Below are 23,940 nucleotides of genomic sequence, written 5' to 3'. Positions count from 1 at the left end.
GCGATGTTCCCACCAATTCCCAACCCGTCCGTCGACCCGGCCGCGGCCGCGCCGCGCTTCGGCGAGAAGGACCTGATCCGGCGTTCGGCCTCCACCATCGAGCCGCCGGCGACGCGGCTCACCGAGGTCGCCAAGCTGATCGACGTGACCAAGTGCATCGGCTGCAAGGCCTGCCAGGCCGCGTGCCTCGAGTGGAACCATCTGACCGAGGAGATCGGCATCAACCACGGGGTCTACGACAACCCCATGGACCTGACCGAGAACACCTTCACGCTGATGCGCTTCACCGAGTGGGTGAACCCCGAGACCGAGAATCTCGAATGGCTCATCCGCAAGGATGGCTGCATGCATTGCGAGGATCCGGGCTGCCTCAAGGCCTGCCCGTCGCCCGGCGCCATCGTGCAGTATTCGAACGGCATCGTCGATTTCCAGCACGAGAACTGCATCGGCTGCGGCTACTGCATCAAGGGGTGCCCGTTCAACATCCCGCGCATCTCCAAGGTCGACCACACCGCCTATAAGTGCACGCTGTGCTCGGATCGCGTCGCGGTCGGCCAGGGCCCGGCCTGCCAGAAGGCGTGCCCGACCCAGGCCATCGTCTTCGGCACCAAGGAGGAGATGAAGGGCTGGGCAGATTTCCGCATCAAGGACCTGAAGTCCCGCGGCTTCGAGAATGCCGGGCTCTACGACCCGCAGGGCGTGGGCGGCACCCATGTGATGTATGTGCTGCACCACGCCGACCAGCCGTCGATCTATGCCGGCCTGCCGGACAATCCGCGCATCTCGCCGATCGTGGAAACCTGGAAGGGCATCACCAAATATATGGGCATGGCCCTGATGGGTGTCGCGGCGGCGGCCGGCGTACTTCATTACCTCGTCGCCGGCCCCAACAAGGTGACCGAGGAAGATGAGGAGAACGCCGAGAGGCTTGCCGGCGGTGCCACTGTTCCGCCACCGGCTGGCCCGGCGCCGCTGGAGGGGAGGCGGTCATGACGGTTCACGACCCGAAGGCTCCGGTTCCGGAGCCTGCCGACGACGTCCAGTCGGGCGATGCGGTGCATCCCGGTCACCCGGTGACGGTCGACCGCTACACCGTCGGTGCGCGCATCAATCACTGGATCACCGCCGTAAGCCTGGTGCTGTTGGCGCTGTCCGGTCTCGCCTTGTTCACGCCGAAACTGTTCTTCCTGACCGGCCTGTTCGGCGGCGGCCAGATGACGCGCATCCTGCATCCCTGGATCGGCGTGGTGCTGTTCTGCTCCTTCGCCCTCTTGTTCGTGCGGTTCTGGCGCGCCAACCTGCCGAAGCGTGTCGATGCGGAATGGCTGGCGCATTCGAGCGACCTGCTGGCCGGGCGCGAAGAGAAGATGCCGGAAGTCGGCAAGTACAATGCCGGCCAGAAATTCGTGTTCTGGTCGATGTCGGCCCTCATCCTGGTGCTGATCACCTCCGGCATCGTGATGTGGGACCAGTATTTCTACCCCTTCACCACTATCGAGCAGAAGCGCATCGCCATCCTCGTGCATTCGGCGACGGCGATCTTCGCCATCTGCGTGTGGATCGTCCATGTCTATGCGGCGATCTGGGTGAAGGGCACCTTCAGCGCCATGACGCGCGGCAACGTCACCGGCGGCTGGGCGTGGCGGCATCACCGCAAATGGCTGCGCGAGCTGGTCCACAAGCCGGCCAAAAGCGGTACCGGCACGCCGGCGGAGTGAATTGAGCGGCCGGCGGCACACCGAGCCGCCGGCGCCTGATCGAAACGGCCCGCCGGCGCCGGAGGCGAGGTTCTCTGGCGCCGGCGGGCGTTTTGGAAACCCCGTGAAGCTGTTTCGCGGGTGCATGCGTTATATGTGCGTGTTCCACGCAGTGTGATCGATGCGTCCGGTTTGCGTCGCCCGGTCCTGGTCCGGGTCCAGCCTGTCCACGTGGCCCGTGCGGTTCGTGAGGAGCAATATGTCCACCGATATCCAGCCCGATCCCACCGTCATCGGCGCCGTCTCGACGCCGCCCTTCGCGGTGGTTCCCGATCCGTCCTCTCTGTTTCCCGTTCGCGCCCGGCGGCTGCGGGCCTATGCGGCGGTGAGCCCGGCCAGGCCCTATCTCGATTTCGTCGCCGGCATCGTCGATGCCCAGGCCGAGACGGTGGCGCTGGCGCCGGCACCGGCGCCGATCCCGGCCGAGCAGGTGGCGCGGGCGAGCGAGTTCGGCATGCCGCCGCTCGACCGTTCGACGCTGGCCGACGATCCCGCCTTCATGCCGACACTTGACGCGCTGTTCGACGCGGTGGCCAGGCGGCCGATGCCGGAGCCGGCCGCCGCGGCGCTGTCCCGTCTGCGGCAGGCCGATGCCGGCGCGCGCGCCGAGATCGCCGGCAATGTGCTCGCCCATGCCATTCCCATGGAGGCGCTTGCCGAGCACGCCTTTCTCGCCGCCGGGCTGGAGGTGCTCGCGGCCCGGCTCGCCGCCACCCTCGATGCCAAGGCGCTGAAGCCGGTCGGCGAGACCGCGATATGCCCGGCCTGCGGCGGCCCGCCGGTCGCTTCGCTGGTCGTCGAATGGCCGACCGCCCATGGCAACCGCTTCTGCGCCTGCGAGCTGTGCGGCACGCTGTGGAACTATGTGCGCATCAAATGCGTGTCCTGCGGCTCCACCAAGGGCATCGGCTATCAGGAGGTCGAGGGCGGTCCCGGCACGGTGAAGGCCGAGACCTGCGACGAGTGCCGCACCTATGTGAAGGTGCTGCACCAGCACAAGGACCCGTCGATGGAGGCGCTGGCCGACGATATCGGCTCGCTGCCGCTCGACATGATGATGCGCGAGGGGCCCTATCGCCGCGCCGCCTACAACCCGTTCCTGATCGGCTACTGACGGAGGCCCTCATGGATGCGGAAGCCCGCCCGTCCCTGCGCGATCTGCCCTCGGTCGACCAGGTGCTGAAATCAGAGGCCGCGCTCGAAGCCGCCGAGCGCTTCGGCCGCGCCCCGCTCACTGTCGCGATCCGCGCCGCGATCGAGGAGGTGCGTGCCTGCGTGCTCGCCGGCCAGCTCGCCGCGATGCCCACACCCGACCATGTGGCGCTGGCGGCGGCCGAGCAGCTGGAGCTCGGCTCCCGCGCCTCGCTGCGCCCGGTGTTCAATCTCACCGGCACGGTGCTGCACACCAATCTCGGCCGCGCCGTGCTGGCGGAGGCGGCGGTGGAGGCGGCGAGCGCCGCCATGCGCTCGGCAGTGGCGCTCGAATACGATCTCGGCACCGGCACGCGCGGCGAGCGCGACGACCATGTCCGCGACATGCTCATCGAGCTGACCGGCGCGGAGGACGCCACCGTCGTCAACAACAACGCCGCCGCGGTGCTGCTGGTGCTGAACACGCTCGGGGCGGGCAAGGGCGCCATCGTATCGCGCGGCGAACTGATCGAGATCGGCGGCGCCTTCCGCATGCCGGACATCATGGCCCGCGCCGGCGTCCGCCTCGTCGAGGTCGGCACCACCAACCGCACCCATGCCAAAGACTATCTCGGTGCCCTCGACGCCGATACCGGGCTGATCCTCAAGGTGCACACCTCGAATTACCGCATCGAGGGCTTCACCAAGGAAGTCGGCGCGCGCGAGCTGTCCGCCATCGCCCGCGCCCATGGCGTGCCGCTGGTGAACGATCTCGGCTCCGGCACCCTGGCCGATCTCGCCCGCCTCGGCATCGGCCGCGAGCCCACGGTGCGCGACTGCGTGGCGGAAGGCGCCGACATCGTCACCTTCTCCGGCGACAAGCTGCTCGGCGGGCCGCAGACCGGCTTCATCGTCGGCCGTGCCGATCTGATCGCCGCGCTCAACCGCAACCCGATGAAGCGGGCGCTGCGGGTCGACAAGATCCGCCTCGCGGCGCTGGAAGCGACGCTCAAGCTCTACCGCGATCCCGACACGCTGAAGGACCGCCTGCCGACGCTGCGCCTGCTGGCGCGCCCGATGGAGGAGATCCGCACGCTGGCCGAGGCGCTGGCCATGCCGGTCGCCGCCCTGCTGGGGGACGGCTATGCCGTGGCGGTGGTGGACTGCGCCAGCCAGATCGGCTCCGGCGCGCTGCCGCAGGAGACATTGCCGAGCGCCGGCCTCGCCCTGCGCCCCGTCGACGGTTCCGGCCGGGCGCTGGCGGCGCTGGCGAGCGCGCTGCGCCGGCTGGAGCGGCCGGTGGTCGGCCGCATTGCCGAGGGCGCGCTGCTGCTCGACCTGCGCTGCCTTGAAGACCCCCGCGGCCTGCTCGACAGCCTCGCCGGGCTGCCGCTCGCCCCGTTGCCGGCATGATCATCGGCACCGCCGGCCATATCGACCATGGCAAGACCGCGCTGATCGGCGCGCTCACCGGCGTCGATACCGACCGGCTGAAGGAGGAGAAGGCGCGCGGCATCTCCATCGATCTCGGCTTCGCCTATCTGCCGAGCGAGGCCGGCATTCTCGGCTTCATCGACGTGCCCGGCCATGAGCGCTTCATCCACACCATGCTGGCCGGGGCCAGCGGCATCGATTTCGCGCTGCTGGTGGTTGCCGCCGATGACGGGGTGATGCTGCAGACCCGCGAGCATCTCGCCATCCTCGATCTGCTCGGCGTCTCCCGCGGGCTGGTGGCGCTGACCAAGGCCGACCTCGCCGACGATGCCCGCCGCGCGGCGGTGTCGGTCGAGATCGCCGAGGTGCTCAAGGGCACTGCGCTCGATGGCGCGCCGGTGCTGGCGGTCTCGGCCCAGACCGGCGAGGGCATCGCCGAACTGCGCGCCGCCCTCGTCGCGGCGGCGGCGAGCTTTTCGGCGGAGAGACAGCACGCGGACTTTGGCGCGCGCTTCCGCCTGTCGGTCGATCGCTCCTTCGCGCTGTCCGGCGCCGGCACCGTGGTGACGGGTACCGTGGTGTCCGGCGTGGTAGCGGTGGGGGATCGGGTCACGGTAAGTCCCACCGGCCTGCCGGCACGGGTGCGCTCCATCCATGCGCAGAACCGCCCGGCCGCGCGCGGCGTCACCGGCGACCGCTGCGCGCTCAACCTCGCTGGTGACAGCATCACCGCACAGGCAATTGCGCGCGGCGACGTGGTGCTTGATCCCTCGCTGCTCTCGCCGACCGACCGCATGGATGCCTCGCTCCGCGTCCTCGGCTCGGAGCCGAAGCCGCTCGGCACCTGGTTTCCGGCGCGGCTGCATCACGGCGCGGTGGAGGTCGGCGCCCGCGTGGTGCCGCTCGAGACCGAGGCGCTGGCACCGGGCTCGTATGGGCTGGTGCAACTGGTGCTGGAGCGCCCCATTGCGGCGGCGGTGCGCGACCGCTTTGTGCTGCGCGACACCTCGGCCCAGCGCACCATCGGCGGCGGCCGCTTCATCGATCTGCGCGCGCCCGCCCGCAAGCGGCGCACGCCGGAACGGCTCGCCCTGCTCGCGGCCGGTGGCGTGGCCGATCCCGCCACCGCGCTCGCTCGTCTCGTCGAGTTGCCGCCTTATTATCTCGATCTCGATGCCTTCGCCCGCGACCGCGCGCTCGCCGCCGATGCCCCGGCGGCGCTGGCGGCCGAGCTGAAGCTGGCGACGCTCGCCGTCGGGGGCACGACGCTCGCCCTCTCCGCCGCGCGCTGGACGGCGCTGGGCGAAGAGATCGGGACAGCGCTCGCCGCCTACCACGCCGCCAATCCCGACCTTGCCGGCATCGGCGTCGAGAAGCTGCGTATGGAGCTCGGCGTACGGCTGCCCAAGCCGGCCTTTCTGGTCGCGCTCGCCCGTCTCGCGGCGGAGGGCATGCTGGCGGTCGAGGGCGGCTGGGCCCGGCTCGCCGGCCATGAGGTGCGGCTCACCCGTGGCGACGAACTGTTGTGGGAGGCGATCGCGCCGATGCTCGCCGGTCCCGAGCGCTTCCGGCCGCCGCGGGTGCGCGACATTGCCGGCCGGCTCGGCGAGCCGGAGGCCGATATCCGCCGGCTGTTCAAGCTGCTGTCGCGGCTGGGGAAAGTCGACGAGGTGGCGCATGACCACTTCTTCCTCCGCCCGGTGGTATCGGTTATGGTCGGCCATGCCAGAACCTTGGCCTCGGACGGGGAGTTCAGCGCCGCCGCCTTTCGCGACCGCATCGAGCATGGCGAGCATGCGGTCGGCCGCAAGGTGGCGATCCAGATCCTGGAGTTCTTCGACCGCCACGGGGTGACGCTCCGGCGCGGCGATCTGCGCCGGATCAACCGGCACCGGCTCGATCTGTTCGGTGCCGTCGACGAGCCGCCCGCCGCGCTTCTTGCCGTCCAGGGTGGCGGCGGGGCAGATGTTTCGGCCTCCGCCCGGGAGGCCAATGGGGAAGAGAGTTATCTCCGGTGAGGTAGCTGGTCTTCAAAACCAGAAGGGGCCGCTCGCCGGTCCTTGGTGGGTTCGACTCCCACTCTCTTCCGCCATTCCTCGCTCCGTGTTTGCAAAAGAAAAAGGCGCGCTCCTGCCGGAGGCACGCCTTTCGGGTTTCGGGCCGTGCCGGAGCGGCTACTCCCGCTTGTACAGCCGGCGGGCGAACTCGATTTCGGAGACGCCGTTCATGGCGTCGGTGTTGCCCTGCGCCGCCAGCGCCCGGAAGATGCGCTCGGCGGACTGGTAGTCGCGGATGTTGAAGTAGCTCCAGCCGCGCATCATCATCAGGTCCTGCTGTTCCGGCGAGATGCGGGCGCGCTCGTCGAGCGAAATGATCGCCTCGACATAGCGCTGGTCCTTGTAGAACTCGTAAGCGCGCTGGGCGAGCAGGTCGGCGGTCAGCTGCATGGCGCGGCGCGGCGACTGCGGCGCCTCGATGGCGGCCACCTGCGCCTGGTTGGTCATGCCCTTGCGCATATAGGCCAGCGACTTGCCGTAAGCGGCCTCTTCGGCGATCCGGCCGCTGCCGGTGCGGATCGCCTCGTCGAAGGCGGTGACCGCCTCGATCGGCCGGTTGAGCTCCATCAGCCGCCAGCCGCGGGAGAGCGCGGCGGCACCGCCGCCGCTGCCACGGGCGGTGTCGCCGGAGGCGGAGCGGGGCCGGTTCGCCGCGGCCGGGGCGGGTTGCCGATAGGTGGCCGGTTGCGCATAGGCGCGCCGGACAGGGGCGGCCTGCGCCGTCTGCGCCGGGGCAAGCTGCGCCGGGACCGGCTGGAATTGCTGCGTCGGGACCGGCTGGAAGCCGGTCGGCGGCTGCCCGGCGGTGTAGGCGAGGCCGGTGCCCGGCGCCCCGGCATTGGCCGGCGGCGGGGTGACGCGCAGCGCAGCAGCGACCAGCGGATTGGTGGTGCGGTTGATCTGGCCCTGCAGATTGCGGGCTTCGAGCTGGGCGCGGAGATTCGCATCGACCAGCGCGACGATGCGCTCGGAGCGGCCGCGCCAGCTCTGCACCAGCGCGTTGAGCCGCGCGGCGTCGTTCAGCCGCCAATAGGTGAGGGCGAGGCCGTAGGAAGAGGGCTCGTCATTGGGATCCCAGGACAGCGCGGTCTGGAACCAGGCCTGCGCCACCACCAGCTGCCCGGTATTGTAGGCGTACCAGCCGAGCGCCTGCGCGCCGGGCACGTATTTGTCGCGCATCACCACCGGGCTGAAGCGGGTCAGCACCGTTTCGGAGAGCACCGGTGGCGGCGCGGCGGTGAGCAGGCTGATGACGACGTCGAGATAGGCCTTTCCGTTCTCCGGCGCGGCGTCGCGCCATTGGAAGGCGATCGGCTCGCCCTCCAGCGCCCGTCCGAGCGAGTTCAGCGCCAGCACATAGCCCTCCGCCGCCTTGGCGCCGCCCTGGCGGTCGAGCGCCAGCTTGAACCAGTCGAGCGCGCGCGAGGCTTCGTCGTGGCGGAACAGGTACCAGCCGAGCAGCAGCGGGTCGCCCGGCGTATTGCCGGCGCGGGCGAGGGTTTCCAGGCGGGCGATGTCGTCGCTGGAGGCGACGAATTCCGGGTTTTCCGCCGCGCGTCCGACGCGCCGGCGGATCAGCTCGTCGCGGATCGAGGTGAATTCCGGCTGGCCCTGGGCGTCCTTGCGTTCCAGCGCCAGCAGCTGCTTCACCTGCTCGTCGTCGAGCAGCGGCAGCGCCTTCTGGATGGTGGCGAGGCGCTCGGCAGCGTCGTTGCAGTTGGTCAGCAGGTAGGTGTAGGCGTCGAGCGACCGCTGCATCTGGTTGGTCTTGGCGAACGCCTCGCCGACCCGCCAGAGAATGTCGACATTGGAGCAGGTGAGCAGGCCCGGCGTCTCCGTCGCCATGCGCAGCACCGTGCTCCATTGCTGGGCGTCGGAGGCGTTGATCAGCCGGCGGCGGTTCTCGCTCTCGTCGAGGCGGGCGAGGAGCTCGGCCGGCGGCTGCCAGGAGGGATCGCTGGCCTGGCGGGCGGCGATGGCGCTGCGCACGTCGGAGAGCTTGCCCTCGGCATAGAGCTTCCACATGCGCTCGAGATCGGGATCGGACTGCGGACCGAACAGGTCGGCAGGCGGCGACCAGTCGGGATAAAGCGCGCGCAGGCGGGCGATCTCGGCTTCGAGGCGGCGGGTGTCGCCCTGGGAGGCGAAATAGCGCAGTGCGCTCTCGTCGATGCTGGGGCGAGCGGCGCCGTCGGCCGGCGGCGTCCTGTCGGCGGCCGGGGCGTTGCCGACCGGGAGCTCGATCTGCTGGGCGATGGCGGGGATCACGGCCCCCCCCAAGAGCAACAGCAGAGCCGCTCGCTTCAGAGACATCGCGGATATTTCTCCACCAGCACGGCCCAACTCAGCAGAAACAGGGTCGACGGGTAGTAGAGCGTTGGCTCGAACCGCCGAAGGTCCTGTGGAATCGCGGTTCGGTCCAGTGCGCAGGCGAGCAGGGCGCCCAGCATGCGATAGCCCGGCTCGGTCAACTGGTTCACCACCCGGCCGGTAGGGATGTCGACGATGGCGGGAACTCCGCCATTTTCGGCCAGCCAGCTGCGCCGGAAGCTCTCCAGTATCTGCGAATCCTCGATTCCTGCCCTCAACAGGTAAAGAAATATCCTTAACGAATTGTAACCAAACACGGGTGGGAAGCCATCGGCGACGGTTACCGGCCCGCGCGCCGGGGCGGCGATCCAATCCGGCGGCAGCTGCGCCGGCCCGAGCCGGGCGATGGAGAGGAGTTCGAGGCCGCTGACACCGAGCCTGGCCCAGTCGGTTTCCGGCGCCAGCTGGACGAACAAAGGGAAAGCCTCAAAGATCCAATAGGATAGATTGAGGATCGGCCCGTCCTTGCGGTCCTCGACCGAGAAGCCCTGGACACCCGGCAGCAGCACCAGCCGGTCGCCCGACTTCACCACCAGCTTGGCGCCGAGCGCGCGGGCGATCTTGCGGGCGGCGTCGGTATAGGCCGGGTTGCTCCAGCTGATGCCGGCGCGGGCGAGGGCGTAGGCGATTAATATATCGCCGTCGCTGGCGGCATTGACGTCGGTGACATGCGGGGTGGCGTTGGGGTCCCAGCGCCAGGCCGCCAGCCCGTCGTCGCGGATCATCAGCTCGGTGCGGGTGAAGCTCCAGATGCGCTCGAAATTGCTGCGGTCGCCGGCGAGGAAGGCCAGCAGCATGCCGTAGCCCTGGCCCTCGCTGTGGCTGATGTCGCCATTGGCGGTGTCGACCACCCGCCCGTTCTCGGCGACGAAGTGTTGCATATAGGCGTTCCACGCCTCGATCGGCACCGTATTGGCCATGGTCTGCGCCTTCAGCGGCGTGGCGCCGCCGGCCCCGAGGGCGAGAAGGGTGGCGAAGGCAATGAGGCTGGCCCCGAGGCGGGCGAGGAGCGCCCGCCTCATGAAGGCCGCCCCAGCCGGCGCAGCATCAGGAAGGTGGTGATGCCGAGCACCAGCGACACGATCATCAGCATCAGCGCGTAGGGCACGATGTTGGTCGACAGCCAGTTGGCGCTGATCATGCGGATATTGGCGATGCTGAGCGGCGTGGTGACGATGAAGCGGTGGCTGTTCACCTCGTGCCGCTCGACCTCGCCGGAGGCGGATTGCAGGGCGACCGCTTGGCCGCCGATGTGGTTCCAGGCGCTGTCGGCGACCAGCCGCGTCATGCCGCCCGCCAGCGTCTCGGAGGTGCGGCCGGTCACCAGGGTCCACACCGCCGCCTCGTTGGGGCTGTTGCCCTGCGCCATCAGCACCGAGGTGCGCGGCGGCGGCTCGTAGAGCGCGCGCTGTCCCTGGTTGATCCGCAGCGATTCGAAGCTGATGGAGAAGGTGCGCTTCAGCCATCCCTCGAAGCTGTCGGCGAGGGCGCGCAGTGCGCCGGTGTTCTGCACCGCATGGCGCCAGCGTTCATAGACCTGGGGCGTGTTGGCATCGTCGGTGGCGCCGGCCGCCGTCGCGGCGCTGCCGGCGCTGGCGTTCTGGCGGGCGCGAAAGCGCTCCAGCACGCCGTCGTAATTGTCGGCGTTTTCCGTGCCGGCAGCGGCGTCGTCGCCGGCCGAGACCACCCAGTTGGAGCGGGTGGATTCGGAGATGCCGACCTGGTCGAGCACGCTTGCCGGAATGTGGTCGATGTCGCCGATGAACAGGGCGTTGCGCTCGCCGAGCGTCGCCGCGGCCGGGGAGACGTCGAGCGGCAGCGGCCGGCCATGCGAGCGCGCCAGCCGGGCCAGCAGCGTCGCCGCAGTCCCCAGCGTCGCCGCATTCTGCCGGGCCAGCACCACGGCCGTCGGGGTGCCGCCGAGGCCGTAGGGGAAGCCATCGGCGGTGAAGGCGGCGAGATTGGGCACGGTGCCGATGCGCGCGAAATTCGCCATCGAGAACTCGGTGGAATCGAACAGCACGAATCGGCTGTCGCCCGGCAGCGTCGCGCCGGGCAGGCAGCGGGCATCGGATTCGGTATCGAGCACCACTTCCAGCCACAGATGGTTGATGCCGGGCCGGAAATTGCGCAGCGGGACCTGCATGGGCTGATGCTGCATCAGCCCGCCGCCGCGGGTGGTGATCGGCAGGTTGGAGGCGATCTGCTGGTTCACATAGACGTCGACATGGCTGCCCGGCCGCACCGCGGCGGTGAAGGCGACGTCGAGCAGCAGGGTGGCGTTGCCGTAGAACTCGGCGAAGAAATCCGCCGGCAGGGCGATCTGGAACTCGACGCGCAGGCGCCGGCCGGAGAATTCCTGCGTCGTCACGCCGAGCTCGGCGAGCCGTAGCGTGCGGGCGCCGTTGAACAGCGGCGCATTGGGCGCGAAGCTGGTCGCGGTCTGGATGGCATCGCTCTGGTTGAGCACGAAGTCGTTGAGCCGGTCGATGGCGCGGTCGACATCGGCGGCCGTCGGGCCGGAGAGCACCAGCGTCGGCGCGCCCAGCCGGCTGTCCTCGACCAGGTTGGCGACCGGGCGCTGGCGCGCCTCCGCCATCGGGTTGGCCATCAGCCGCGGCAGCTCGGCCGCCGCGCCGATCACCAGGTTGAGCGTGCCGGCAGGGGCCGGGCCGGCGGCACCGTCGGCGATGGTCACCGCCGGATTGGGGAACAGGCCGCGCAGGGCGAGGCCCTGGACGGCGCGCAGCACCCGCGGCGAACTGCTCTCGACCGAGCCGGGGGTGATGATGCGGATATTGGTGGTGCCCCGTGCGTCGAAGCCGATGGCGGCGAGATCGTCGAGGCCGCCGAGGATCTTCGGCCGTCCGCCGGCATAGGCGATGCCGGTGCCCTCATTGTTGATCTCGGTCCACAGCTCGTAGCTGGCGGTGACCGCGCAGTCGGTACGGTGGCGCTGCGTCACCTCGATGCGGATGAGGTTGGCGCCGGCGCGCAGCGTGCCGCGCGGTATCGGCGCGGCGATCCGCGATGGTTCCTGCGAGGAGGAGATCGGCGTTTCGACGACGGCCTGGCCGTTGATGGTGACGCGGATGCGCGAGCTCTCCGGCATCACCACCACGGCGTTGAGATAGCTCAGCAGGAAGGTGGCCTGGCGCGCCGCCTCCTCCTGCGTGGCGTAGATCACGAAGGCGCGGGAGGCGACCTCGCCGGCGAACACCATCCGCTGCTGCGGGATGATGTAGCGGTCCGGCCGCAGCGGCGCCGCGGGCTGGCGCGCCGCCGCCGTCGCGGCGGGGGCGGCCGGCTGGCCGGGAATCATCTGGAACGGGGCGGCTGCCGGCGGGGCGCCGCCGACGGCCGGCGCCGGAGGCTGGGCGGCAGGAGCTTGCGGAGCGGGCGCCGGCGCGGCGGGAGTGGGCGAGAAAGGCGCCTGCGCGGCGGCCGGGGGCCGGGGCTGGGCCACGGCGGAGGGGGTGCCGGGCGCGCCCGCACCCGGTGCGATCATCGGCACGGAAACCGGCGGCGAGGCGGCGCCTGGCGCGCGCCCGGCGCCGCCGAGCGGCGGCGTCATCTGGAACAGGCCGGTGCCCTGTCCGGCGCCGCTGCCGGGCGATGGCTGGGCGGCGGCCGGACCAGCGGCCAGCATGCCGAGCAGCGCGGTGCCGAGCAGAGTGGTGAGGATCGGCGCCCCGGCCACGACGCGGAGGGAACGGCGGGGACGCATGGTCACGACTCCCGCTTGGCGGCGGCGAAGAGCGGGTTCCGGCGGCGTTCCCGCCAGAGCCTTTGCAGGTGCACGAGATAGGAGAGGCCGCGGCCGGTATGGTAGAGCGCCTGCCGGATGAAGCGCAGCGTGCCGAGCAGCACGCCGGGATTTTTCCGGCGCGATTCCTGGAATTTCCGCCATTCGTCGGCATTGGCGAAGATCAGGTCGGCGACGAGGCGGTAATGCGTCGGCGTCTGCGGCTCGAACTGGCAGCCGAACACCACGCCGTCCTTGTCGTGCTCGATGTTGCGGATGGAGAGCGGCAGCACGTCCGGGCCGATATCGGCATGCGGCGTGAAGCGCAGCTGCGCCTGCTGCCCGCGCTCGAAGTCCGGCCCCTTCACCCCCTCGGCGAGGCGGATGCGGGCGCCGCCGGTGGAGCCGTCCTCCACCATCGCCGCATAGGTGATGGCGTCGATGATGATCTCGCAGCGGCGCTGCAGGTTGACGCGGTGGGTGCGGCGGCGGTTGCGCCGCTCCGACACCACGCCGAGCGCGCAGCCGGCGATCAAGAGGTTGAGCACGTTCCAGCCGCCGACCACGATGATGACGTCGGCGTTGAACGGCTCGGTCAGCGCCCGGTAGATCGAGACGATGAGGGCCGCCACCAGCACCGCGAAGATGATGAAGAACGGCCGGCCGATCTCCGAGACATGGCCCTCATGGATGTTCTCGCCCTTCGAGGTGACGTTGAAGGTCGGCTTGCGCGGGTTGGCGATCACCGAGAGGATGGCCGGCAGCAGGTAGATCGACTGGATGTATTCGTAGAGCTCGGAGATCCACGGCCAGCGGTAGCGGCCATAGAGGTAGTTCTGCATCAAGAGGTTCACGAGCATGTAGGTGGAGGTATAGGCGAGGAACTCGGCGCCGGAGGCGTTGAATACCTCCAGCGAGAAGAACAGGTAGAACAGCGGCGAAACGAGGAACATCAGCCGTGGGTAGGGGAACAGCCAGAACAGCATGCTCGACATGTAGCAGAGCCGCTGCGGCAGGCTGAGGCCGCGCTTGAAGAACGGTACGTGGAAGATGAGGATCTGCATCATCCCCTGCGCCCAGCGCGAGCGCTGGCCGATGAAGCTGGCGAAGCTTTCCGGCTGCAGGCCGGCGATCAGCGGCTTCTCGACATAGATCGAGCGCCAGCCGCGCGAGTGCAGCCCGAGCGCGGTCTCGCAATCCTCGGTGATGGTGACGCCGGAGAAACCGTTGGTCTCCTTCAGCGCCGCGCGGCGCAGCACCGCCGCCGAGCCGCAGAAGAACGAGGCGTCCCATTTGTCGAGGCCGCGCTGGATGATGCCGTAGAACATCTCGTTCTCGGAGGGCATCACGTCGAAGGTGTCGAGGTTGCGCTCGAGCGGGTCGGGATTAATGAAGAAGTGTGGGGTCTGGACGAGGAACAGGTTCTCGTCCTGGGCGAAGTGGCCCACCGTCTCCTTCAGGAAGGTCCGGGCGGGGGCGTGGTCGGCATCGAACACCACGACGAGGTCGCCGGTGGAGTGTTCGAGGCCGTTATTCATGTTGCCGGCCTTGGCGTGCTCGTTGCGCGCGCGGGTGAGGTAACGGGCGCCGAGGCCCTCGCAGAGCGCGCTCAGCTCGCGCCGGCGCTGCTGTGCCTCCAGCGCCTTGGCGGCGTTGTCCTGGTTGCACTTCTGGTCGGTGCCGCCGTCGTCGAGCAGCCAGACCGTCAGCTTGTCCGCCGGGTAGTCCATCCCCTTGGCCGCCGCCACGGTGTTGGCGAGCAGCGCCATGTCCTCATTATAGGTCGGGATGAAGACGTCGACTGTGGGCACGTTGGCGGGAAGCGGCGGCGTCGGGCGCGGCGGCACCGGCGAGGAGACCACGAACAGGCTGAGGAACAGCATGAACACGCTGTACATCTCGGCGATGTAGAGCATGAAGCCGGGAATGAAGTCCTCGATCTGGTTGATCGGCGGCAGCGTCGAGGTGGTGCGCCAATAGACGTAGCGCAGCACGATGGCGGTGCCGAGCGCCAGCGCGATCACGCGGAACACCCCGGTGGGCGGGCCGAAGGTCTTCAAAAGGATCATGGCGAGAACCACGATCGAACCGGCGATCAGATGCGCCTGCAGGCTGATCGGCAAGGTGATCAGAAATACGATCACCACTGACGCGAGCATCCAGAGGACGGCGATCAAGGCCCTACGCATCGTCTCTCGTGCCTCGCTGAAACCCCGTGCCGCAGGGCGATGGACATGCTGTCTTAACGTTCAGAAGTTGAGGAAGTCTATCCGCTTGCCTCGGGAACCCGCTGGTCGATTCCACCGAATCCCCTCACGAGTTAAAGTCAGCGTATCAGGTGATTCGGCGGCTTCCAGCGTGGTGTTCCTGGGATGCGCCCGTAAGCGGTCGCGTGGACGGCGTCTCCAGCCCATGAAGGCCTCATGAACGGACGGACCATGAACCGCGCTGCCCTCGGGGCGATGGCTGCCTCCCTCGCGCTTCTGCTGGGAGCCTGCGCGTCACCTTATCCGTCCTATTTCGAGCGCGGCGTGCGCGTGGCGGGACAGACCGTCGAGGTCGATACCAGCCAGGCGCTGGTGCTGCCCGAGCCCGGGGCGGCGCCGCGGGTGCTCGCCGTGCTGCAGACGGCGTATTCCAACGCCATCGTGCAGGAAATCGCCCTGGAGACGAATTCCTCCGCGCGCGGCCAGAACGCCTTCTACGTCACCTTCTTCGGCCCGGTCGAGCATGTGCGCGCCGGCAGCTATTCCCGCAGCGACGACTTCCTCAACGAGGAGGCGCTGGAGACGGAGATGGAGGAGCGGCTGCCCGGCGTGGCGATGCACACCTCCAACTATTTCGTGCAGAACCGGTACGGCCCGTTCAACTACGCGATGGGCCGCGGCGGCGCGGGTGAGATCTGCATGTATGCCTGGCAGCGCATCCAGTCGCGGACGCCGGTCTATCGTTTCATCGCGCGTGATCGCGGCGTGCTGTCGGTACGGTTGCGGCTGTGCCAGAAGGGCGCCACCGAGCAGGACCTGCTGCGTGTGATGTATCGCTATTCGATCAACGGCTATTTCCTGCCGCGCGGCTGGCAGCCCTATGGCCGGCCGATGGGCGAGCCGGAAGGCATAGGCCGCATAGGCGGCCCGCTCGCCTATCCTTCGGGCGTGAAGGGCGACGGCACGGTATTGGACGGCTGGATGGGACCGGAGCCGGCGGCGGCGCCGGCGCGTCCGGCACCTCGCCGCTATGGCAGCCGGGTGGAGTCGCCCGAGCCGGTGGTCGAGCCCGGCTATGCCGATCCCACCACCGACGGCTACACCCCGGCGGCCGGCTATCCGGTGGTGCCGAGCCCGGATACGTCGGCCCGTTCGGGTCCGGTACCGGCGCGCCCGGCGCAGGGCGGCGCGGCGAGCCCGTCTTCCGGCACCCAGCCGCCGCTGCCTTCCGCCGCCGGCAGCGCGGCACCGTCGCAGGGCTATGCGCCGGCGCCGATGCCGTCCGCCGGCAGCGCCTCCGGCGGCGCGGTCCGCCAGGTGCTGCCGGGCGCTCCCGCCTATCCGGCGCCCGGCGCCGGCCAGTAAACGCGGCGCGGCGCCCCGCCGGCCCTTCCACCGCCGTACATGATGGCTTAAACCCGCGCCAAACATTCATCACGCGCGGATTTCCATGATACGCCTCGACGCCATCGGCAAGCAGAACGGCCGGCAGATCGTCTTCATCGAGGCTTCGGCCACCCTGCTCAAGGGCGAGAAGATCGGCCTTGTCGGCCCCAACGGCGCCGGCAAGACCACGCTGTTCCGGCTGATCACCGGCGAAGAGGCGCCCGACGAAGGTCAGGTCTCCGTCGATCGCGGCATCACCATCGGCTATTTCAGCCAGGATGTCGGCGAGGCCTCCGGCCGCTCGGTGCTCGCCGAGGTGATGGACGGCGCCGGGCCGGTGAGCGTGATTGCCGCCGAGCTCGCCGCGCTCGAAGCCGCCATGGGCGATCCCGATCGCATGGACGAGATGGACGCCATCATCGAGCGCTATGGCGAGGTGCAGGCCCGCTTCCAGGATCTCGACGGCTATTCGCTGGAGGGCCGCGCCGCCGAGGTGCTGGCCGGGCTCGGCTTCTCGCAGGAGATGATCGCCGGCGACGTCGGCGCGCTGTCGGGCGGCTGGAAGATGCGCGTCGCGCTCGCCCGCATCCTGTTGATGCGCCCGGATGTGATGCTGCTCGACGAGCCGTCGAACCATCTCGACATCGAGAGCCTGATCTGGCTGGAGAGCTTCCTCAAGGGCTATGACGGCGCCCTGATGATGACCTCGCACGACCGGGCCTTCATGAACCGGATCGTCAACAAGATCGTCGAGATCGACGCCGGCTCGCTCACCTCCTATTCCGGCGACTACGAGTTCTACGCCCAGCAGCGGGCCTTGGCCGACAAGCAGCAGCAGGCGCAGTTCGAGCGCCAGCAGGCGATGCTGGCCAAGGAGATCGCCTTCATCGAGCGCTTCAAGGCGCGCGCCTCGCATGCGGCGCAGGTGCAGAGCCGGGTGAAGAAGCTCGACAAGATCGAGCGCGTCGAGCCGCCGCGCCGGCGCCAGACGGTGGCGTTCGAGTTCGCCCCGGCGCCGCGCTCGGGTGAGGACGTCGCCAGCCTCAAGAGCGTCCATAAGAGCTACGGCTCGAAGAGCATCTATGAGGGGCTCGATTTTTCCATCCGCCGCCGCGAACGCTGGTGCGTGATGGGGGTGAACGGCGCCGGCAAGTCGACGCTGCTCAAGCTGATCACCGGCACCGCCGAGCCCGATGCCGGCACGGTGAATGTCGGCGGCAGCGTCAAGCTCGGCTATTTCGCCCAGCACGCCATGGAACTGCTGGAGGGCGAGCGCACGGTGTTCGAGGCGCTGGAGGATGCCTTCCCGCAGGCGGCGCAAGGCTCATTGCGCTCGCTCGCCGGCTGCTTCGGCTTTTCCGGCGACGACGTCGAGAAGAAGTGCCGGGTGCTGTCGGGCGGCGAGAAGGCGCGGCTCGTCATGGCGAAGATGCTCTACGACCCGCCGAACTTCCTGGTGCTCGACGAGCCGACCAACCATCTCGACATCGCCACCAAGGAGATGCTGATCGCCGCGCTCGCCTCCTATGAGGGCACGATGCTGTTCGTCTCGCATGACCGCCACTTCCTGGCGGCGCTGTCGAACCGTGTGCTGGAGCTGACGCCGGACGGCGTGCATCAATATGGCGGCGGCTACACCGAATATGTCGCCCGCACCGGCCAGGAGGCACCGGGCCTGCGAGGGTGAGGGTTCAGTCCCACGTGCCGGCCTTCCGGACGAAGTCGACGAAGGCCCGCAGCGGCGCCGGCAGATGTCGCCGGCCGGGATAATACAGGAATGGACCGGGAAAGCTCGGCGACCATGGCTGCAGGATCGGCTCCAGCGCCCCGCTCGCCAGATGCGGGGCCAGCCAGTCCTCGAACAGATAGACGATGCCGAGCCCGGCCACGGCGGCATCGACGACCAGCTCAATGGCGAGGCCCGGCTGGGCCGATAGCGGGCCGGGCGGGTCGAGTTGCACCGTCTCCCCGTCGCGCTCGAACTCCCAGTGCGGCGCCGCGCCGCCGGCAAACCTTCCGCGCAGGCAGGCATGGGCGAGCAGGTCGAGTGGATGGGATGGCCGCCCGCGCGCATTGAGATAGGCTGGCGCGGCGGCGGTGATCATCCGCTGCACGCGCGGACCGATCGGCAGCGCGATCATGTCCTGCGCCAGCCGCTCATCGTAGCGGATGCCGGCATCGAACCCGCGCGCCACCACGTCGATGAAGCCGTCCTCGACCGTCACTTCCAGCCTGATGTCGGGATAGGCCTTGAGGAAGGGCGTGACGATGGACGGCAGCACGCCGCGCGCGACATTGGCCGGCACATTGAGCTTCAGCGTTCCGGCCGGGCGGTCGCGAAAGGCGTTTACCTCGTCGAGCGAGGCCTCGACCTCGATCAGCGCCGGTGCCAGCCGGTCGAACAGCCGTCGTCCGGCCTCGGTCGGGGTGACGCTGCGGGTGTTGCGGTGAAGCAGGCGGACGCCGAGCCGCGTCTCCAGCCGTCGCATGGCATCGCTCAGGCTCGACGCCGAGGCGCTTCCGGCTCGAGCCGCGTCGCGGAAGCCGCCGGCGCGCACCACGGCAACGAAGATCGAGAGGTCGTCGAGGTCGCGGGCCATTGTACGCTCAGTCGTACGGGTTGTGTCGATTGCGGCAGATTATCGGATGAGGCCGGCAGGTCCATATCATCGGGACCGCAATCGGGAGAGACCGTCATGACCGGGACCGACATCATATCCACCTATCTTCTCGGTGACCGCCGGGTGAACCGCATGGGCTATGGGGCGATGCAACTCGCCGGCCCCGGCGTCTTCGGTCCGCCGAAGGACCGCGCCGCGGCGCTGGCCGTGCTGCGCGAGGCGGTGGCGCAAGGCGTGAACCATATCGACACCAGCGATTTCTATGGCCCGCACGTCACCAACCAGCTCATCCGCGAGGCGCTGCATCCCTATCCGGGCGACCTCACCCTCGTCACCAAGCTCGGCGCGGTGCGCGGCGGCGACGCGTCGTGGATACCGGCGCTCAAGCCGGCCGATCTCGTGCAGGGCGTGCACGACAATCTGCGCAATCTCGGCGTCGAGGCGCTGGACGTGGTCAATCTGCGCGTCGGCGGCCTGCACGCGCCGGCCGAGGCGTCGATCGAGGAGTCCTTTTCGGCGCTGGCCGCGCTGCAGCAGCAGGGGCTGATCCGGCATCTCGGCCTCAGCAACGTCACCGCGCGGCAGATCGCGCAGGCGCGGACCATTGCGCCGGTGGTCTGCGTGCAGAACTACTACAATCTCGCGCATCGCGCCGACGACCAGCTGATCGACGAGTTGGCGGCGGTGGGCATTGCCTATGTGCCGTTCTTCCCGCTCGGCGGCTTCTCGCCGCTGCAATCCTCGGCGCTGTCGGAGGTCGCGGCCCGGCTCGACGCCACGCCGATGCAGGTGGCGCTGGCGTGGCTGCTGCACCGGGCGCCGAACATCCTGCTGATCCCCGGCACCTCCTCGGTGACGCATCTGCGGGAGAATCTCGCGGCCGCCGCCCTGGCGCTTCCGGCGCAGGAGCGGGCGGTGCTCGATGGCATCGCCGCGCCGACGGGCGGCGAGCACTGAGGTACCCGCGGCGCGCGGCGGGGATCAGACGCTGCGCGCCTTGCAGGGATCAGGCCGGCGCCTGTTGCGCCGACGCCTCCGATAAGCGGCGGAGCGTCGCGTTGCGGGCGGGAAAATCGGCGCGGCCAGCGATTGCGGTCGGGCGGTATCCCGATGAATATGGCCGTCTTTCCCGCGTCCGCTGCCAGGTGCCATGAGTCCCGAAGATCAGGAAAGCATTCATCGCCTGTGGGACGAGCTGTCGGATGTCGAGGCCGGCCAGTGGATGCAGGCGACGTCGCATCTGCTGGCGGCCCTCGCCGGGATGGCGCAGGCGTGGAACGCCACCTGGGCCGGGGCGATCCGTGTCGATGCCGGCGTGGGCGACGATCCGTTGCAGGGCTGGCGCGTCGGGGCGGTGCAGGCGCTGCGGCCGGTCGCGCCGCATCCGGACGAGGGGCATTTCAAGGAAATCCTGAAGGTCTGGGACCGGCGGGAGATCGACCCCTCCTTCCTGTTGCCGCTCAAGGAGGTCGGCAGTTTCAGAACCTATTCCCTCCGCCGGGGACTGCCGCCGGCATGGTTCGACACGCCGTTCTTCCATCGTCATTACGGCTCGGTGGGCACGCAGGATGCCGTCTTCGTCGCCTTCCCGCTCAACCGGGACTGCGAATCGCATTTCGGCTTCTATTCCGCGCAGAGCTTCACCGACGCCGAGATCGCCCAGCTCGCCTATGCGTTGCGCGGCATCAAATGGTTCCACCGCCATCTGATGCTGGGCAGCGGCTTGCTGCTGGCGTCCTCGCCGCTGACGCCGACCGAACGCCGGGTGCTGCAATTGCTGCTCACCAAGGCGTCGGAAAAGGGGATCGCCCGCCAGATCGATACCGCCCCGTCGACGACGCACCAGCATGTCACCCGCATCTTCCGCAAGTTCGGCGTGCGCAGCCGCGCCGAGCTGATGAGCCTGTGGCTGAAGCGGGGCGGGTGACGCTGCCGTCCGGCTCCGCCGCATCCTCTATCTAGAGGACATGAGCGACGATTTTACCTCCGCTATCCTTCCTGACGGAGCTGAGCCTCGCCTGTGAGCCTCCTCCATTTGTCAGGTGCCGGGCGGCACAGGGGGAAACGTGGCGGGATTTGAAAGCCGGCTATTCGGCGGCACTTACAGTGCGGGGGTCTTCACCCCCGATGGCGGATCGTCGCCGGGCGGCGCGACCTATGTGGTGGCGGATGGCAGCTACACCATCGGCAGCACTGTCGCCGTCATGCGCTACAATAACGGCGTCTACAGCTCCACCGACAATTATTATCAGCTGGTCGGCACGGCTGCGGACGGCTGGGTCGCCGTAAGGTTCGGTATCTATTATTATTTTGCCACCGGTCCCAACCCGCTCAGCCCGGTCGAAGTCAACACCACGGCTGCCTTCGTCGTCTGCTTCCTCGAAGGCACGCGGATCGCGACGCCGGGCGGCGAGCGGCCGGTCGAGTCCCTCGCCATCGGTGACCTCGTGCTCACCGCCTCCGGCGAGACGCGGCCGGTGCGATGGATCGGCCGGCAAAGCGTCATGGCCATGTTTGCCGATCCGCTGACCTCCTATCCCATCCGCATCGCCGCCGGCGCGCTGGATGAAAACGTGCCCGCCCGCGACCTCTACGTCTCTCCCGACCATGCGCTGATGCTCGATGGCCTGCTGGTGCAGTCCAGCGCGCTGGTCAATGGCACGACGATCGTCCGTATCGAGACGCCCGAGGCGCGCTTCACCTATTTCCACATCGAGCTGGAAGACCACGCGCTCATTCGCGCCGAGGGCGCGCCGGCGGAAACCTTCGTCGACAATGTCAGCCGCCGCCGCTTCGACAATTATGCGGAATACGAGGCGCTTTACGGCATGCGGCCGGCGGCGCTCGGCGAGATCGACCGGCCGCGGGTGAAGTCCGCGCGCCAGCTGCCGTCGGCGATCCGCGCCCGCCTCGCCGCGCGGGCCGAGATGCGTGGCGAGGCCGTCGAAGCGACCGTCCTCGCCGCGGCGGCCTGAGCGCGCCTGCCGCCTCAGATGAAAAGGCCCGCCGCTTTGCAGCGGCGGGCCTTGCCAATCACGGGGCCGGCGACATGTCCGCCCGGCCTACCGAGCCGCCGGACGACCGGCGGCCGGCTTGCGCGGTCCCGGCTTGAGCTCGGCGCTCTTGCGGGTCGCCGCGGACGCCGCGCCGGCGGCGCCGCCGGTCTCCAGCCCCTTGGCGCGCGGGCGCGGGGCCGGCTGCGGACTGCCCGGCTTGCGGTCCACCATGCCCTTGTCGATGGTGACGAGGCGCAGCACGTTGGTGGTGCCCGGCGTGGCGAACGGCACGCCGGCGGTGATGGCGATGCGATCGCCCTCGCCGGCGAAGCCATAGTCGATGGCGATCTGCGTCGCCTTGGTGGCCATCTCGGCGAAGGTGTGGATCTCCTCCGGCGCATGGACCACATGCACGCCGTAGCTCAGCACCAGCTGGCGGGCGGTGGAGAGCTTGGAGGCGATGCCGAGCACCGGGATGCGCGGGCGCTCGCGGGCGGCGTGCAGCGTGGTGGTGCCCGACAGCGTGTAGGTGACGATGGCGGCGGCATCGACCGCGTTGGCGGCGTTGTAGGCGGCCTGCGTCACCGCGTCGGCGACGCTGGTGCCTTCCTCCGGCCGCTGCGAATCGATGATCTTGCGATAGCCGGGGTCGCGTTCGACGTGCTTGATGATCTGGTCCATCATCGCCACCGCCTCGACCGGGTACTGGCCGGCGGCGCTTTCGGCCGAGAGCATTACCGCGTCGGCGCCGTCATAGACCGCGGTGGCGACGTCGGAGACCTCGGCGCGGGTCGGCACCGGGGCGTTGATCATCGATTCCAGCATCTGGGTGGCGACGATCACCGGGCGGCCGAAGCGGCGGGATTCGCGGATGATGCTCTTCTGCAGTGCCGGAATCTCCGGCAGCGACAGCTCGACGCCGAGGTCGCCGCGCGCCACCATGATGCTGTCCGAGAGCTCGGTGAGGCGGGTGAGGTGCTCGATCGCCGCCGGCTTCTCCAGCTTGAGGTTGATGCGGGCGCGGTCCTGGATCAGTTCGCGCGCCTCGATCACGTCCTCCGGCCGCTGCACGAAGGACAGCGCGATCCATTCGACGCCGAGGTCGAGGGCGAAGAACAGGTCGGCACGGTCCTTCTCGGTCAGCGGCGACACCGGCAGCAGCACGTCGGGGACGTTGAAGCCCTTATTGTTGGAGAGCCGGCTGCCGGCGATCACCTCGGCCTCGATGAAGCCGGCACCCTTGTGCACCACCTTCACCCGCACCTTGCCGTCGTCGAGCAGCACGGTGGAGCCGACATGCAGCGCCTCGATGATTTCCGGATGCGGGATCGGCACCCGCTTGTCGTCGCCCGGCGTCGGGTCGGTGTCGAAGCGGATCGAGGTGCCGGCGACGAGGGTGATGGCGTTGTCCTGGAACCGGCCGACGCGGAGCTTGGGCCCCTGCAGGTCGGCGAGCACGCCGATCGGCCGCTTCACCTCGCGCTCGAGATCGCGGACGATGCCGAGCACGCGGCCGTGATCGGCCTGGGTTCCGTGGCTGAAGTTCAGCCGGAACACGTCCACACCGGCCTCGTACAGGGCCTTGATCTTCTCCGCGCTCGACGAGGCCGGGCCGAGGGTCGCCACGATCTTCGTCGCGCGTTCCCGCCTGCTGTACATGGATTCCTCCGTTTAAACACTTGTTCCGGCACCAGAAGCCGGGGGCTCTTCATATGTACCAAAAGCCGGAAGCTGTCTTGTCTTGCTTATATTGCAGTGCAACGTGTCGTTTGCGCGACGCGGTAGAAGCTGTGCTGTAGGATTGACCTATCGTCAGGCGATTTCCTCGACGGGAAACCACGGAATCTCCTTGCTGGTATTCGTAATTCTGTATACCAATACAAGGCCATCTCTCGTCCTGCGATCCGCGTCGAAAGGCGCGGCGTGCGACGCGGGCGATGCGGAACCGGCCTCCGGGTGTGGTGTCGCGTCGCAGCCGGGTGCGGCGCCGGCGAGAGGGTGGCGGACCTTTCGAAGGTCCGGGCCGGACGGTCGACGCCAACGACCGCGTATCGGCCGGCTTTCGCGCCTTGCCGTTGCTGGCCGTGCCGCGGGTCGTCCCGCGCCGGACGGCAGAAGACCAACAAACGACCTTTCGGGGAGGAAGGCGCATGCGAATAGCGGTATTTTCCGAGCCTACCCACGAGCCGCGTGTGTCGGCATCGGTTGACACGTTGAAGCGTCTTTCCGGCCTGGG

Annotated in this window: 16 protein-coding genes and 1 tRNA gene; 11 read left to right on the top strand and 6 right to left on the bottom strand. The window is 68.9% G+C overall.

Annotated elements, in window-relative coordinates:
- The first annotated feature begins 3 nt into the window (after positions 1–3).
- The 6 genes from fdxH to KHC24_RS15935 all read left to right on the top strand — a co-directional run bounded on the left by fdxH (position 4) and on the right by KHC24_RS15935 (position 6,414).
- On the top strand, positions 4–993 hold the full coding sequence (gene fdxH, locus KHC24_RS15960; RefSeq protein WP_213364319.1) for a formate dehydrogenase subunit beta: 990 nt from the start codon (positions 4–6) through the stop codon (positions 991–993).
- Positions 990–1,718 carry a formate dehydrogenase subunit gamma gene (locus tag KHC24_RS15955; protein WP_213364318.1) on the top strand — a complete coding sequence of 243 codons (729 nt, stop codon included), beginning with the start codon at positions 990–992 and terminating at the stop codon, positions 1,716–1,718. The genes fdxH and KHC24_RS15955 overlap by 4 nt, the downstream gene beginning before the upstream one ends.
- A gap of 238 nt (positions 1,719–1,956) precedes the next feature.
- Entirely contained in the window at positions 1,957–2,871 is a 915-nt protein-coding gene (fdhE, locus tag KHC24_RS15950; protein WP_213364317.1) for a formate dehydrogenase accessory protein FdhE, read from the top strand.
- Positions 2,872–2,882: 11 nt separating this feature from the next.
- Entirely contained in the window at positions 2,883–4,301 is a 1,419-nt protein-coding gene (selA, locus tag KHC24_RS15945) for an L-seryl-tRNA(Sec) selenium transferase (RefSeq protein ID WP_213364316.1), read from the top strand.
- Positions 4,298–6,340, top strand: coding sequence for a selenocysteine-specific translation elongation factor (gene selB, locus KHC24_RS15940; RefSeq protein ID WP_213364315.1), 2,043 nt, complete (start codon positions 4,298–4,300; stop codon positions 6,338–6,340). The genes selA and selB overlap by 4 nt, the downstream gene beginning before the upstream one ends.
- Positions 6,319–6,414 (top strand) — tRNA-Sec (locus KHC24_RS15935). The genes selB and KHC24_RS15935 overlap by 22 nt, the downstream gene beginning before the upstream one ends.
- 82 nt (positions 6,415–6,496) lie before the next feature.
- Here the strand turns inward: KHC24_RS15935 and KHC24_RS15930 are convergent.
- The 4 genes from KHC24_RS15930 to bcsA are packed head-to-tail and all read right to left on the bottom strand — an operon-like array spanning position 6,497 to position 14,683.
- Positions 6,497–8,647 carry a tetratricopeptide repeat protein gene (locus tag KHC24_RS15930; protein WP_271180693.1) on the bottom strand — a complete coding sequence of 717 codons (2,151 nt, stop codon included), beginning with the start codon at positions 8,645–8,647 and terminating at the stop codon, positions 6,497–6,499.
- A gap of 35 nt (positions 8,648–8,682) precedes the next feature.
- Positions 8,683–9,771, bottom strand: a complete 1,089-nt coding sequence (locus tag KHC24_RS15925) for a family 8 glycosyl hydrolase (RefSeq protein WP_213364313.1) — start codon at positions 9,769–9,771, stop codon at positions 8,683–8,685.
- The gene (locus KHC24_RS15920) at positions 9,768–12,476 is read right to left on the bottom strand and encodes a cellulose biosynthesis cyclic di-GMP-binding regulatory protein BcsB (RefSeq protein WP_213364312.1); all 2,709 of its coding nucleotides are present in this window, start codon (positions 12,474–12,476) and stop codon (positions 9,768–9,770) included. The genes KHC24_RS15925 and KHC24_RS15920 overlap by 4 nt, the downstream gene beginning before the upstream one ends.
- Positions 12,477–12,478: 2 nt before the next feature.
- Positions 12,479–14,683 (bottom strand): UDP-forming cellulose synthase catalytic subunit, encoded by a 2,205-nt coding sequence (gene bcsA, locus KHC24_RS15915; RefSeq protein WP_213364311.1) that lies wholly within the window; start codon positions 14,681–14,683, stop codon positions 12,479–12,481.
- A gap of 249 nt (positions 14,684–14,932) precedes the next feature.
- Between bcsA and bcsN the strand changes: the two genes are divergently transcribed.
- Complete coding sequence (bcsN, locus tag KHC24_RS15910; protein WP_213364310.1) at positions 14,933–16,066, top strand: cellulose biosynthesis protein BcsN; 1,134 nt, start codon at positions 14,933–14,935, stop codon at positions 16,064–16,066.
- Positions 16,067–16,151: 85 nt separating this feature from the next.
- Positions 16,152–17,774: an ABC-F family ATP-binding cassette domain-containing protein gene (locus tag KHC24_RS15905; protein ID WP_213364309.1), complete on the top strand. Its 1,623-nt coding sequence runs from the start codon at positions 16,152–16,154 to the stop codon at positions 17,772–17,774.
- Between the two features lie 4 nt (positions 17,775–17,778).
- On the opposite strand, the gene KHC24_RS15900 is transcribed toward KHC24_RS15905, so the two are convergent.
- Positions 17,779–18,687: a LysR family transcriptional regulator gene (locus KHC24_RS15900; protein WP_213364308.1), complete on the bottom strand. Its 909-nt coding sequence runs from the start codon at positions 18,685–18,687 to the stop codon at positions 17,779–17,781.
- 96 nt (positions 18,688–18,783) lie between these two features.
- Between KHC24_RS15900 and KHC24_RS15895 the strand changes: the two genes are divergently transcribed.
- From KHC24_RS15895 to KHC24_RS15885, 3 genes are all read left to right on the top strand, one after another.
- Complete coding sequence (locus KHC24_RS15895; protein WP_213364307.1) at positions 18,784–19,665, top strand: aldo/keto reductase family oxidoreductase; 882 nt, start codon at positions 18,784–18,786, stop codon at positions 19,663–19,665.
- Positions 19,666–19,858: 193 nt separating this feature from the next.
- Positions 19,859–20,635 carry a helix-turn-helix transcriptional regulator gene (locus tag KHC24_RS15890; RefSeq protein ID WP_213364306.1) on the top strand — a complete coding sequence of 259 codons (777 nt, stop codon included), beginning with the start codon at positions 19,859–19,861 and terminating at the stop codon, positions 20,633–20,635.
- A gap of 139 nt (positions 20,636–20,774) precedes the next feature.
- The gene (locus KHC24_RS15885) at positions 20,775–21,683 is read left to right on the top strand and encodes a Hint domain-containing protein (protein ID WP_213364305.1); all 909 of its coding nucleotides are present in this window, start codon (positions 20,775–20,777) and stop codon (positions 21,681–21,683) included.
- An 87-nt stretch (positions 21,684–21,770) separates the two neighbouring features.
- On the opposite strand, the gene pyk is transcribed toward KHC24_RS15885, so the two are convergent.
- Positions 21,771–23,363 (bottom strand): pyruvate kinase, encoded by a 1,593-nt coding sequence (pyk, locus tag KHC24_RS15880; RefSeq protein WP_213364304.1) that lies wholly within the window; start codon positions 23,361–23,363, stop codon positions 21,771–21,773.
- Between the last annotated feature and the right edge of the window lie 577 nt (positions 23,364–23,940).

Origin of the sequence: Ancylobacter defluvii (assembly GCF_018390605.1) — a bacterium.
GTDB classification, from domain to species: Bacteria; Pseudomonadota; Alphaproteobacteria; order Rhizobiales; family Xanthobacteraceae; genus Ancylobacter; species Ancylobacter defluvii.
This window is presented reverse-complemented; position numbering and strand designations above follow the sequence as displayed.

Coding starts and splice junctions, on each gene's coding strand:
- fdxH (WP_213364319.1), top strand. CDS start 4: ATGTTCCCACCAATTCCCAACCCGTCCGTCGACCCGGCCGCGGCCGCG.
- KHC24_RS15955 (WP_213364318.1), top strand. CDS start 990: ATGACGGTTCACGACCCGAAGGCTCCGGTTCCGGAGCCTGCCGACGAC.
- fdhE (WP_213364317.1), top strand. CDS start 1,957: ATGTCCACCGATATCCAGCCCGATCCCACCGTCATCGGCGCCGTCTCG.
- selA (WP_213364316.1), top strand. CDS start 2,883: ATGGATGCGGAAGCCCGCCCGTCCCTGCGCGATCTGCCCTCGGTCGAC.
- selB (WP_213364315.1), top strand. CDS start 4,298: ATGATCATCGGCACCGCCGGCCATATCGACCATGGCAAGACCGCGCTG.
- KHC24_RS15925 (WP_213364313.1), bottom strand. CDS start 9,771: ATGAGGCGGGCGCTCCTCGCCCGCCTCGGGGCCAGCCTCATTGCCTTC.
- KHC24_RS15920 (WP_213364312.1), bottom strand. CDS start 12,476: ATGCGTCCCCGCCGTTCCCTCCGCGTCGTGGCCGGGGCGCCGATCCTC.
- bcsA (WP_213364311.1), bottom strand. CDS start 14,683: ATGCGTAGGGCCTTGATCGCCGTCCTCTGGATGCTCGCGTCAGTGGTG.
- bcsN (WP_213364310.1), top strand. CDS start 14,933: ATGAACCGCGCTGCCCTCGGGGCGATGGCTGCCTCCCTCGCGCTTCTG.
- KHC24_RS15905 (WP_213364309.1), top strand. CDS start 16,152: ATGATACGCCTCGACGCCATCGGCAAGCAGAACGGCCGGCAGATCGTC.
- KHC24_RS15900 (WP_213364308.1), bottom strand. CDS start 18,687: ATGGCCCGCGACCTCGACGACCTCTCGATCTTCGTTGCCGTGGTGCGC.
- KHC24_RS15895 (WP_213364307.1), top strand. CDS start 18,784: ATGACCGGGACCGACATCATATCCACCTATCTTCTCGGTGACCGCCGG.
- KHC24_RS15890 (WP_213364306.1), top strand. CDS start 19,859: ATGAGTCCCGAAGATCAGGAAAGCATTCATCGCCTGTGGGACGAGCTG.
- pyk (WP_213364304.1), bottom strand. CDS start 23,363: ATGTACAGCAGGCGGGAACGCGCGACGAAGATCGTGGCGACCCTCGGC.